Annotated in this window: 10 protein-coding genes; 8 read left to right on the top strand and 2 right to left on the bottom strand. The window is 62.3% G+C overall.

Translation table 11 applies throughout. From position 1 onward, the window contains the following. Nucleotides 1-39: 39 nt before the first annotated feature. Both AC1DKH_RS26235 and AC1DKH_RS26230 read right to left on the bottom strand, forming a co-directional pair. Complete coding sequence (locus AC1DKH_RS26235; RefSeq protein ID WP_477799757.1) at nucleotides 40-1,497, bottom strand: gamma-aminobutyraldehyde dehydrogenase; 1,458 nt, start codon at nucleotides 1,495-1,497, stop codon at nucleotides 40-42. Nucleotides 1,498-1,644: 147 nt separating this feature from the next. After that, the gene (locus tag AC1DKH_RS26230; protein ID WP_007975056.1) at nucleotides 1,645-2,559 is read right to left on the bottom strand and encodes a LysR family transcriptional regulator; all 915 of its coding nucleotides are present in this window, start codon (nucleotides 2,557-2,559) and stop codon (nucleotides 1,645-1,647) included. A gap of 194 nt (nucleotides 2,560-2,753) precedes the next feature. On the opposite strand from AC1DKH_RS26230, the gene AC1DKH_RS26225 reads away from it, so the two are divergent. The 8 genes from AC1DKH_RS26225 to AC1DKH_RS26190 all read left to right on the top strand — a co-directional run bounded on the left by AC1DKH_RS26225 (nucleotide 2,754) and on the right by AC1DKH_RS26190 (nucleotide 12,185). Next, nucleotides 2,754-3,446: a tellurite resistance TerB family protein gene (locus tag AC1DKH_RS26225; protein ID WP_477799756.1), complete on the top strand. Its 693-nt coding sequence runs from the start codon at nucleotides 2,754-2,756 to the stop codon at nucleotides 3,444-3,446. Between the two features lie 302 nt (nucleotides 3,447-3,748). Then, the gene (locus tag AC1DKH_RS26220) at nucleotides 3,749-5,371 is read left to right on the top strand and encodes a methyl-accepting chemotaxis protein (RefSeq protein WP_477799755.1); all 1,623 of its coding nucleotides are present in this window, start codon (nucleotides 3,749-3,751) and stop codon (nucleotides 5,369-5,371) included. Further along, nucleotides 5,371-5,907, top strand: coding sequence for a chemotaxis protein CheW (locus AC1DKH_RS26215; RefSeq protein ID WP_477799754.1), 537 nt, complete (start codon nucleotides 5,371-5,373; stop codon nucleotides 5,905-5,907). The genes AC1DKH_RS26220 and AC1DKH_RS26215 overlap by 1 nt, the downstream gene beginning before the upstream one ends. Continuing rightward, nucleotides 5,904-7,175 carry a CheR family methyltransferase gene (locus tag AC1DKH_RS26210; RefSeq protein ID WP_477799753.1) on the top strand — a complete coding sequence of 424 codons (1,272 nt, stop codon included), beginning with the start codon at nucleotides 5,904-5,906 and terminating at the stop codon, nucleotides 7,173-7,175. Before AC1DKH_RS26215 ends, AC1DKH_RS26210 begins: the two co-directional genes overlap by 4 nt. Continuing rightward, nucleotides 7,172-7,852 carry a chemotaxis protein CheW gene (locus tag AC1DKH_RS26205; protein ID WP_477799752.1) on the top strand — a complete coding sequence of 227 codons (681 nt, stop codon included), beginning with the start codon at nucleotides 7,172-7,174 and terminating at the stop codon, nucleotides 7,850-7,852. The genes AC1DKH_RS26210 and AC1DKH_RS26205 overlap by 4 nt, the downstream gene beginning before the upstream one ends. Continuing rightward, entirely contained in the window at nucleotides 7,849-10,128 is a 2,280-nt protein-coding gene (locus tag AC1DKH_RS26200; RefSeq protein WP_477799751.1) for a response regulator, read from the top strand. The genes AC1DKH_RS26205 and AC1DKH_RS26200 overlap by 4 nt, the downstream gene beginning before the upstream one ends. Next, complete coding sequence (gene cheB / locus AC1DKH_RS26195) at nucleotides 10,125-11,135, top strand: chemotaxis-specific protein-glutamate methyltransferase CheB (RefSeq protein ID WP_477799750.1); 1,011 nt, start codon at nucleotides 10,125-10,127, stop codon at nucleotides 11,133-11,135. The genes AC1DKH_RS26200 and cheB overlap by 4 nt, the downstream gene beginning before the upstream one ends. A 48-nt stretch (nucleotides 11,136-11,183) precedes the next feature. Beyond that, the gene (locus tag AC1DKH_RS26190; RefSeq protein ID WP_477799749.1) at nucleotides 11,184-12,185 is read left to right on the top strand and encodes a diguanylate cyclase domain-containing protein; all 1,002 of its coding nucleotides are present in this window, start codon (nucleotides 11,184-11,186) and stop codon (nucleotides 12,183-12,185) included. Nucleotides 12,186-12,243: the final 58 nt, after the last annotated feature.

Here is a 12,243-nt window from a genome sequence, read left to right as displayed (position 1 = left end):
GTGGTGAAGCATGCCGTTGATGGCTTGTTATTAGCGTAGTCAGAGATGCTCGCCATGGCGGGCCATGATGTGCCGCACCACGCTGTAGTCCTGAAGCGAATCGCTGGACAGGTCTTTGCCGTAGCCCGAACGTTTCAGGCCGCCATGGGGCATTTCGCTGACCAGCATGAAGTGGCTGTTGATCCAGGTGCAGCCGTACTGCAAGCGCGCCGCGACCTGCATGGCCTTGTCGAGGTTCTGGGTCCAGACCGACGAGGCCAGGCCGTATTCCGAATCGTTGGCCCAGTCCACCGCTTGTTCCAGTTCATCGAAGCGAGTCACGGTGACCACCGGCCCGAACACTTCGCGCTGGACGATTTCATCGCCTTGCTTGCAGCCGGCCAACAGGGTCGGCTGGTAATAGAAGCCGGCGCCGGAATGCACGGCTGCGCCGGTCACCCGCTCGATGTGCGGCTGGCCGAGGGCGCGTTCGACAAAACTGGCCACGCGGTCGCGCTGGCGGGTGCTGATCAGCGGGCCGATTTCATTGTCGGCGTCGCGTTTGCCGGCGAAGCGCAGGCTGCTGACGGCCGCGCCGAGCTCGGCCACCAAACGGTCATGAATCCCGGCCTGGGCGTAAATCCGGCAAGCGGCGGTGCAATCCTGGCCGGCGTTGTAATAGCCGTAGGTGCGCACGCCTTCGACCACGGCCTGAATGTCGGCATCGTTGCAGACGATCACCGGGGCCTTGCCGCCGAGTTCGAGGTGGGTACGTTTGAGGGTTTTGGCGGCGGCTTGAAGAATTTTCTGGCCAGTGACGATATCGCCAGTCAGCGACACCATGCGCACTTTAGGGTGATTCACCAGGTGGCTGCCGACACCTTCGCCGCCACCGCAAACGATGTTGATCACCCCCCGTGGCAGGATCTCGGCCAGCGCTGGCGCCAGGGCGAGGATCGACAGCGGCGTGTGTTCCGACGGCTTGAACACCAGGGTGTTGCCGGCGGCCAGGGCTGGGGCGATTTTCCACGCGGCCATCATGATCGGGTAGTTCCACGGCGCAATCGACGCCACGACCCCGATAGGATCGCGCCGGACCATGCTGGTGTAGCCCGGCAGGTATTCGCCGCTGAGCTGGCCGGTCTGGCAACGCACGGCACCGGCGAAGAAGCGGAACACGTCGACCGTGGCATTCAGGTCATCCTGACGGGCCAAGTGCAACGGCTTGCCGCAGTTCATGGATTCTAGGCGGGCCAGCAGGTCGGCGTTTTTTTCGATGGCGTTGGCGATCTCCAGCAGCAGGTTCGAACGCTGTTGTGGTGTGGTCCGTGACCAACCGGCAAAGGCACGGTGGGCGGCGAGGATGGCGGCTTCGACTTGCTCGGTGCTGGCTTCGGCGATCCGGGTCAGGACTTCCCCGGTGGCGGGGTTGAGAATCGGCTCGACGCAGCCTTGACCGGCGACTAATTCACCATCGATCAACAATGCGGTGAACAACGGGGTCTGCGCGCCAGCCATTTTTCGGGTTCTCGTTTTTTGTGTGGCTTGTTGTGTCGACATGGCAGCGCTCCCAGTGGCTGGGGCCCGGCCGTCTTTATTAGATGCAACAAGACTAGTTCGCGGACCCGAGGACAACAAATACTAAATACTGAAGGTGGCGTTCGATTAAATAGATGGCTTGCGCCCGCCGTGGGGTTGTTCGCGGGCGACCGTGAGAAACGGGTCCACCAGCGCCGGCCGCGCGGTGCCGCGACGCCAGGCCAGGCCGACATCCAGGGTCTGGCTGAGGTCGGCGATCGGCCGCGCTTCGATGATGTCGCCCTCCAGTGACCACGGGCGATAGGTCATGTCGGGCTGGATCGACACGCCCAATCCGGCGGCCACCAGGCTGCGCACCGCTTCGGTCGAAGCCGTGCGCAGGGTGATGCGCGGTTGCAGTGAGGCTGCTGACCACATGCGCTGGGCGTTGCGGTCCATTTCATCGACGTTCAGTTGAATCAAAGGCTCGCGGGCCACGTCGGCGAGGTTGATGCTGTCGTGTTCCAGCAGCGGGTGCTGGGCCGGCAGCCATAGCCGGTGCGGTGAGTGGGTCAGCACTTCGGTCTGCAAGGCGTGGCGGTCTTCGAGGTTGGACAGGATCAGTACGCCGACATCGATCTCGCCGCTGACCAGCAAATGCTCGATGTAGGGGCGCTCATCCTCCATCACGCGGATTTCCACGTTGGGGTAGGCGCGCTGGAAGCGGGTGAGCAAATCCGCCAGGTAATAACCGGCCACCAGGCTGGTCACGCCGACGATCAACTGTCCGGCGACCTGATCGGTGCTCTGTTGCAGGCTGCGCTTGGCGTTATCCACCGTGGCCAGGATCAAGTGCGCCTGACGCAGGAATTGATGGCCCTGGTGGGTCAGGGTCATGCCCTTGGCATGGCGGCTGAACAGGCTGACGCCGATTTCCTCTTCCAGTTGCTGGATCGCCAGGGTCAGGGTCGACTGGGAAATGAACGCAGTTTGTGCGGCGGCGGAGATAGAGCCAGTCTCGGCCACGGCGATGAAATGACGGATCTGACGCAAGGTCATCATGGGAAAGCACCCGGTGGGCTGTTTTTATCGATTGGCGAGAGTGTATATCGTTTTTTCTGATAGGTAGGCGCAAGCGGCAATGCGCGCATTGAGGGGATGCAACATCTGGAAGCACTCTCGCCCACGGGACGTGGGCACTTTCGATCTAGGCTGGTGGCCTTGGTTTCAGGTTAAACGTCTTGTGGAGGCGGCAAATGAACACCCGTGGATTGCTCGATCAACTACTCAAATCCGGCCAGGACCTGTTGCAGAACAAGGCCGGTAGCTCCCAGCAAAAGGGTGCGAGCGGTGGCACCAGTGTCCTCGGCAGCTTGCTCTCCGGCGCGAGTGGCGGGGCATTGGCGGCAGGCGCCATGGGCTTGCTGCTCGGCAGCAAAAAGGCCCGTAAAGTCGGGGGCAAGGTTGCGGTCTACGGCGGTCTCGCCGCGTTGGGCGCGCTGGCTTACAAAGCCTACGGCAACTGGCAAGCGCAGCAGGGCGGTGCGGCCGGTACGGAACCGCAAACCCTGGACCGCGTGCCGGCCGCGCAAGTCGAGCTGCACAGTCAGGCGATTCTCAAGGCGCTGGTGGCGGCGGCCAAGGCTGACGGTCATGTCGATGAGCGTGAGCGTGCCTTGATCGAAGGCGAATTCACCCGGCTCGACAGCGATCAGGAACTGCAACACTGGCTGCACGCCGAGCTCAACAAGCCGCTGGACCCGAGCGATGTCGCCCGCGCCGCCCGCTCCCCGGAAATCGCCGCCGAGATGTACATCGCCAGCGTGATGATGGTGGACGAGGAAAGTTTCATGGAGAAGGCCTACCTCGATGAGCTGGCGCGGGAGCTCAAGCTGGAGCCGGGGCTGAAGGCTGAACTGGAGAAGCAGGTTCGCCAGGCCTCTCTGTAAGGCCCTGTAAAGATCGCAGCCTGCGGCAGCTCCTACATTGGATCGGTGTTCACTTGTAGGAGCTGCCTCAGGCTGCGATCTTTTGATCTTTCAAGCAGTACTCAATCCCCCAATGACCATTCCACCGCCTCTTTCTACCGAATCACCCCTATCACCTATCCCCCCAATTAACGGACAGTCCCAACCCAGAGCCCATCCCGCCTTTTTTCAACGGGATGCGAAGTGGCGCGCATCCGTCTTATAAATGAAACACCGCCCTCGGCTATACTCCCCGCATTTCGAACCGGCCTCGAGGATTGACTGTGAAGAACTGGACGTTGCGCCAACGCATTTTGGCGAGCTTTGCGGTAATCATCGCCATCATGTTGCTGATGGTGGTCCTCTCCTATTCGCGACTGCTGAAGATCGAAGAGAGCGAAGCCAGCGTCCGGGACGACGCTTTGCCGGGGGTTTATTACAGTTCGATGATTCGCAGCGCCTGGGTCGACACTTTCCTGCAAACTCAGGAATTGCTCGGCTTGAAGGAAGGGCAGGGTATCAGCAGCGAAGACGCCGCGGAGTTCAAGGCTTTCGAAACGCGTCTGCTGGAGCAGATAGGCAACTACCGCAACACCATCACGACCGATGAAGACAAGGTCGAGTTTGCCGCTTTCGAACAACGGCACGAGGAGTTCAGCAGGATTCTGGCGGCAGTGCTCGATCTGCACATCCGCAACCAGGGGCCCGAGGCCGTCAAGTTGTTCACCGAGCAACTGACCCCGGCCTGGACCGCAGGTCGCACGAAGCTCAACGACATCCTCCGCGAAAACAAAGTGGTGGCCGACCACGAATTGGCCGCCATCGACGACGCCCTGCTTGCGGCAAAAATCAGCATGGGCATTTCCCTGCTGGTGGCTGTCCTGGCTGCCGGGCTCTGCGGTTTGCTATTGATGCGCGCCATCATGGCGCCGATGAACCGCATCGTGAAAATCCTCGAGATCATGCGCACTGGTGACCTCAGCAGCCGCCTGAATCTGGAGCGCAAGGACGAATTCGGCGCGGTAGAGACCGGCTTCAATGACATGATGACCGAGCTCACATCCCTGGTGTCCCAGGCCCAGCGTTCGTCGGTGCAGGTGACCACGTCGGTGACCGAGATCGCCGCGACGTCCAAGCAGCAACAAGCCACCGCCACCGAAACTGCCGCCACCACCACGGAAATCGGTGCGACTTCCCGTGAAATCGCCGCCACTTCCCGGGATCTGGTGCGCACCATGACCGAGGTTTCCACCGCCGCCGATCAGGCTTCCGTAGCCGCCGGTTCCGGCCAGCAGGGCCTGGCACGCATGGAGGAAACCATGCACTCGGTGATGGGCGCAGCCGATCTGGTCAACGCCAAACTGGCGATCCTCAACGAGAAGGCCGGCAACATCAATCAGGTGGTGGTGACCATCGTCAAGGTCGCCGACCAGACCAACCTGTTGTCGCTCAACGCCGCCATCGAGGCCGAGAAGGCCGGGGAATACGGACGCGGTTTTGCCGTGGTCGCTACCGAAGTGCGGCGTCTGGCGGACCAGACGGCGGTGGCCACCTATGACATCGAGCAGATGGTTCGCGAGATCCAGTCGGCGGTATCGGCCGGGGTCATGGGCATGGACAAGTTCTCCGAGGAAGTGCGTCGCGGCATGTCCGAGGTGCAGCAAGTCGGCGAGCAGTTGTCGCAGATCATCCATCAGGTTCAGGCGCTGGCGCCGCGGGTGCTGATGGTCAACGAAGGCATGCAGGCCCAGGCCACCGGCGCCGAGCAGATCAACCACGCGCTGGTGCAGTTGGGCGATGCCAGCAGCCAGACCGTCGAGTCTCTGCGTCAGGCCAGTTTCGCCATCGATGAGCTGAGCCAGGTGGCCGTCGGGCTGCGCAGCGGCGTTACGCGATTCAAAGTCTGATGAGCGAAATCTCGGCCAAACGCTCTGCCGTGAAGCAGGCGCCGCATGCATTGTTTCTGGTGTTCCGCATCGGCAGCGAGCGCTATGCCTTGCAAGCCATCGAGGTGACGGAAGTGCTGCCGCGCCTGCCCTTGAAGCCCATTCCCCATGCACCCGTCTGGGTCGCCGGGGTGTTCGCCTATCGGGGCACCGTGGTGCCGGTGATCGACTTGAGCGCACTGACGTTTGGTACGCCTGCGCAGGCCCGTACCAGCACGCGACTGGTGCTGGTCAGCTATCGCCCGGATGAAACTACCGAAACACAGTTGCTCGGATTGATTCTGGAACAGGCGACCGACACCTTGCGCTGCGATCCGGCGGATTTTCAGCCCTACGGTCTGGACAATCGCCAGGCGCCTTACCTCGGGCCGGTGCGCAAGGACGAGCAGGGCTTGCTGCAATGGGTACGGGTCAGCGATCTGCTGGACGAACAGGTTCGCGCCTTGTTGTTCCCCTCGCCGCCACTGGATCCGGCGCTGCTGGAGGAGCGGCCATGAACAGCGATCAGCGTTTTTTCGACTTCCTCAAGGAGCGTATCGGACTCGATGTGACTTCCGTGGGGCCGGCAATCATCGAGCGAGCGGTGCGCCAGCGCAGCATTGCGGCGCAAGCACCCTCGGCCGATGAGTATTGGCGCACCTTGCAGGGCTCGCGGGACGAACAGCAGGCGTTGATCGAAGCGGTGATCGTTCCGGAAACCTGGTTCTTCCGTTATCCGGAATCCTTCGCCACCCTGGCGAAACTGGCGAGCAAACGTCTGGCTGAAATCAACAATCTGCGTGCCCTGCGGATCCTCAGCCTGCCGTGTTCCACTGGCGAGGAACCCTACTCGATCGCCATGGCATTGCTCGATGCCGGGCTCAAGCCGCACCAGTTCAAGGTCGACGGCATGGACGTCAGCCCGCTGTCGGTGGAAAAAGCCGGGCGCGCCTTGTACGGCAGGAATTCCTTTCGGGGCGACGACATTGCGTTTCGCGATCGCCATTTCATTGCCGAGGGTGACAACTATCGCCTGAACCCGTGTGTGCAGGAGCAGGTGCGCTTGCAGGTCGGCAATCTGCTGGATCCGGCGTTACTGGCCGGCGAACCGCCATTCGATTTCGTGTTTTGTCGCAACCTGCTGATCTACTTCGACCAGCCGACCCAGAAGCAAGTCTTCGAAGTGCTCAAATGCCTGACCCACGTTGACGGCGTGCTGTTTATCGGTCCGGCCGAAGGCAGTCTGCTGGGGCGTTTGGGGATGCGTTCGATCGGTATCGCACAGTCCTTCGCGTTCAGTCGACAGGGGACTCCGGACTTCGAACCCTTGCCGGCATTCGTTCCAGCACCATTGCCTGTGCCGCAACCGCTACGCAACCCACCGCCTGCGCCAGTGCGCAGTCGCCCATTTGCCAGTGTTGTTCCGCTGGCTTCTGCGCCGAAAACGTCTGGCACCGATACGGCCGTGCTGCTGGCGAACATCGCCGCGCTGGCCGATGAAGGCAAAAGCGCCGAGGCGAGGGCCGCTTGTGAAAACTATTTGCGCGGTCATGAACCGGTAGCCCAGGTGTTCTATTGGCTGGGACTGCTCAGCGATGTCGCCGGAAACGTCCTCGAAGCCCAGGGCTTTTATCGCAAGGCGTTGTACCTCGAACCGCAACATCCCGATGCGTTGATGCACTTGGCCGCATTGCTGCAGGCCCAGGGCGACGCGACGGGGGCCAGACGATTGCAGCAGCGTGCCGCCCGCAGCGAGCGCGCCGCCGACAGTGAGCGTAAACGATGATCGCCACCGACACCTTTAGTGTCACCCGGGATGCCCAGGCCATCGACGACTGCTGGAACCGCATTGGTATCCACGGCGACAAGTCCTGCCCGCTGCTCAGCGAGCATATTCATTGCCGCAATTGTGCGGTGTATTCGGCGGCCGCCACACGCTTGCTCGATCGCTATGCGTTGCAGCAGGAGGATCGCGGGCCAGTGTCCGTCGCGGTCGAGAGCGAGGTGAAAGCCCGCTCGCTGTTGATGTTCCGTCTGGGTGAAGAGTGGCTGGGTCTCGCGACTCGTAGCCTGGTCGAGGTGGCGCCGCTGCAAGCGATTCACTCTTTGCCACACCAGCGTTCCCGGGCCTTGCTCGGCGTGGCAAATGTGCGCGGTGCGCTGGTCGCCTGCCTGTCGCTGGTGGAGCTGCTCGGCCTCGACGGCACCAGCAACGTGGCACCCGGCGCGCGGGTCATGCCACGCATGTTGATCATCGCCGCCGATGGCGGGCCGGTGGTGGTGCCGGTGGATGAGGTCGACGGGATTCACGCCATCGACGAGCACGTCCTCGATGCCGCGTCGCGCTCGGGTGCTCAGGCCAGCGCCAAATACACCCGTGGCGTGTTGCAATTCAAAGGTCGCAGCCTGCGTTGGCTGGATGAAGAGCAGCTGCTGTCCGCCGTGACCCGGAGCCTCACATGACCCCCGAGCAAATGCGCGACGCCTCTTTGCTGGAGTTGTTCAGTCTGGAGGCCGAAGCCCAGACCCTGGTCTTGAGTGTCGGCCTGCTGGCGCTTGAGCGCGACCCGAGCCTGGCCGATCAACTTGAATCGTGCATGCGTGCGGCGCACTCACTCAAGGGGGCGGCGCGGATCGTTGGTGTCGATGCCGGGGTCAGCGTTGCCCATGTGATGGAAGATTGCCTGGTCAGTGCCCAGGAAGGGCGCCTGGTGCTGCGTCCCGGGCACATCGATGCGTTGTTGCAAGGCACCGATTTGCTGATGCGCATTGCCACGCCAGGCAGCACGCCGGGGGACGCGGACATCGACGCTTATGTGGCATTGATGGCGCGGTTACTGGACCCGACGGCGCCGTTGATTGCACCAGCAGAACCGGTGATGGCCGAACTTCAACTCGAAGCACCCGCGCCCAAGGTCGAGTCGTTGGCGCCTGCCGACGAACAGCCATCGGCGCCAGCCCCGCGCAAGATCACACGCACCGCCGAAAACGGCGAACGCGTGCTGCGTGTCACCGCCGAACGCCTGAACAGCCTGCTCGATCTGTCGAGCAAATCCCTGGTGGAAACCCTGCGGCTCAAGCCGCACCTTGCGACCATGCAGCGCCTCAAGCGCATGCAGAGCAACAGCCTGCGTGCACTGGAGAGTCTCAACGTGCATCTCAAGGATCACGCCTTGAGCCTGGAGGCCCGGGAAGCCCTTGAGGATGCGCGGCGCTTGCTCGCGCAATCCCAGCAATTGCTCATGGAAAAGAACACCGAACTCGATGAGTTCGCCTGGCATGCCAGCCAGCGGGCACAGGTGTTATACGACACGGCGCTGGCCTGTCGCATGCGGCCGTTTGCCGATGTGCTGACCGGTCAGGTGCGTATGGTCCGTGATCTGGGGCGGGATCTGGGCAAACAGGTGCGACTGGAGATTGAAGGCGAGAAGACTCAGGTTGATCGCGACGTGCTGGAAAAGCTCGAAGCGCCGCTGACTCACTTGTTGCGCAATGCGGTCGACCACGGCATCGAAACCCCGGAACAGCGCCTGCTGGCGGGCAAGCCGGCGGAAGGTTTGATTCGCCTGCGCGCTTCGCATCAGGCCGGCCTGCTGGTGCTGGAATTGAGCGATGACGGTAACGGCGTGGACCTGGAAAAGCTCCGTCGCAGCATCGTTGAACGTAGTTTGTCGCCCGCGCAAACCGCCGCGCAGTTGAGCGAAGAAGAGCTGCTGACGTTTCTGTTCCTGCCCGGTTTCAGTTTGCGCGACACGGTCACCGAGGTGTCCGGTCGCGGCGTCGGCCTGGATGCGGTGCAGCATATGGTCCGGCAGTTGCGCGGCGCGGTGGTGCTGGAGCAGACGGCGGGCGAGGGCAGTCGTTTCCACCTTGAGGTACCGCTGACCCTGTCGGTGGTGCGCAGCCTCGTGGTGGAAGTCGGCGACGAAGCCTATGCCTTCCCGCTGGCGCATATCGAGCGCATGTGCGACCTGGAGCCGGCGGATATCGTGCAGGTCGAAGGCCGCCAGCATTTCTGGCACGAAGGCCGGCATGTCGGCCTGGTGGCGGCCAGTCAGTTGCTGCAGCGTCCGGCCAGTCAGAACAGCGGGCAAACCCTGAAAGTCGTGGTGATTCGCGAGCGCGATGCGATCTACGGCGTGGCAGTGGAACGGTTTATCGGTGAGCGGACATTGGTGGTGTTGCCGCTGGATGAGCGTCTGGGCAAGGTGCAGGACATTTCCGCCGGGGCCCTGCTCGACGACGGTTCGGTGGTGCTGATCGTCGATGTCGAAGACATGCTGCGTTCGGTGGATAAATTGCTCAACACGGGGCGTCTGGAGCGCATTGCCCGTCACAGCAATCAGGTGGTCGAGGCGGCCCGCAAACGAATTCTGGTGGTGGATGATTCCCTGACCGTGCGTGAGTTGCAGCGCAAGCTGTTGCTCCATCGCGGCTACGACGTGGCGGTTGCGGTGGACGGCATGGACGGCTGGAATGCGCTGCGTTCGGAGGATTTCGATCTGCTGATCACCGACATCGATATGCCGCGCATGGACGGCATCGAACTGGTCACGCTGCTGCGTCGGGACAGTCGCCTGCAATCGCTGCCGGTGATGGTGGTGTCCTACAAGGATCGCGAAGAGGACCGGCGCCGTGGACTGGATGCCGGGGCCGACTATTATCTAGCCAAGGCCAGTTTTCATGACGACGCCTTGCTCGATGCGGTGGTCGAGCTCATCGGAGGAGCGCGGGCATGAGGATCGCAATCGTCAATGACATGCCCATGGCGGTGGAGGCCCTGCGCCGCGCCCTGGCATTCGAGCCGACACACGAGGTGATCTGGGTCGCCGGCAATGGCGCCGAGGCGGTGCGCCAGTGCGCGCTGGACACGCCGGACCTGATTCTGATGGACCTGATCATGCCGGTGATGGACGGCGTCGAGGCCACGAGGCGGATCATGGCCGAGACCCCGTGTGCCATCGTCATCGTCACTGTGGATAGCCAGCAGAACGTGCACCGGGTGTTCGAGGCTATGGGCCACGGTGCGCTGGACGTGGTCGACACCCCGGCCCTCGGCGCCGGCAATGCCCAGGAAGCCGCCGCGCCTTTGTTGCGCAAGATCCTTAACATCGGCTGGCTGATCGGCGACAAGGGCAACCGCCCGCGCCCGGCGCCGGCACCGTTGCGCAGTTCGGGTTCACGCCAGAGCCTGATCGCCATTGGCTCATCCGCCGGTGGGCCGGCAGCGCTGGAAGTCTTGCTCAAGGGACTGCCGAGTGATTTCTCTCCGGCCATCGTGCTGGTGCAGCACGTGGACCAGGTGTTTGCTGCCGGCATGGCTGAATGGCTCAGCAGCGCCAGCGGCCTCAATGTGCGCCTGGCCGAGGAAGGCGAGCCGCCTCAAAGCGGCACGGTATTGCTGGCCGGCACCAATCACCATATTCGCTTGCTGAAAAACGGCACGCTGGCCTATACCGCCGAACCGGTCAACGAGATCTACCGGCCCTCCATCGATGTGTTCTTCGAGAGCGTGGCCAGTTACTGGAACGGTGACGCCGTGGGGGTTTTGCTCACCGGCATGGGGCGTGATGGCGCCCAGGGGCTTAAACTCATGCGCCAACAGGGCTTCCTGACCATCGCACAAGACCAAAACAGCAGTGCGGTGTACGGCATGCCGAAGGCGGCCGCGGCTATCGACGCTGCCGTGGAAATTCGCCCGCTGGACAAGATAGCACCACGATTGCTGGAGATTTTCGCCAAATGAGCACCTTTTTCCTCATTCCTGGCTCAAGTAGTACTCAGGTGACCGCATATGAATGAACTACAGCTCGACGGCTATAAGACCGACGAAAACGCTGCCATGGTGTTGCTGGTGGACGATCAGGCCATGATCGGCGAAGCCGTGCGCCGCGGTTTGGCGAACGAAGAGAATATCGATTTCCACTTCTGCGCCGACCCGCACCAGGCCATCGCCCACGCGGTCCGCATCAAGCCGACAGTGATCCTGCAGGATTTGGTGATGCCCGGCCTTGACGGCCTGAGCCTGGTGCGTGAATACCGCAATCACCCGGCGACCAAGGACATTCCGATCATCGTCCTGTCGACCAAGGAAGACCCGTTGATCAAGAGCGCGGCCTTCGCGGCCGGAGCCAACGATTATCTGGTCAAGCTGCCGGACAACATTGAGCTGGTTGCACGCATCCGCTATCACTCGCGCTCCTACATGACCCTGCTGCAACGGGACGCGGCGTACCGCGCGTTGCGGGTCAGCCAGCAGCAACTGCTCGACACCAACCTGGTGCTGCAACGCCTGATGAATTCCGACGGCCTGACCGGGTTGTCGAACCGTCGGCACTTCGATGAATACATGGAGCTGGAATGGCGCCGTTCGCTGCGTGAGCAGAGCCAGTTGTCGTTGCTGATGATCGACGTCGACTACTTCAAGGCCTACAACGACAGTTTCGGCCACCTGGAAGGCGATGAAGCCCTGCGCAAGGTTGCCACGGCGATCAAGGATGCCAGTGCCCGGCCTTCGGACCTGCCGGCCCGCTACGGCGGCGAAGAGTTCGCCGTGGTACTGCCCAACACCTCCCAGGGCGGTGCGCGGCTGGTGGCCGAGAAACTGCGCCAGACCGTAGCAGCCCTGAAGATCCCGCATAACTCGCCCACCGAAGGTTCGAGCCTGACCATCAGCATCGGCCTGTCGACCATCACCCCGAAAACAGGCAGCAATTGCCGCGACCTGATCCTGGCGGCGGACAAGGGGCTGTATTCGGCGAAGAACAATGGGCGTAATCAGGTTGGGGTCGAATAAACCGTATCCCCCTGTAGGAGCGAGCCTGCTCGCGAAAAAGCCAAAGGCGCAGCTGGGC

It is taken from the genome of Pseudomonas sp. 05L36 (genome assembly GCF_056398125.1).
Note: the sequence above shows the minus strand (reverse complement) of the source record. Positions and strands in the feature narration are given on the sequence as shown.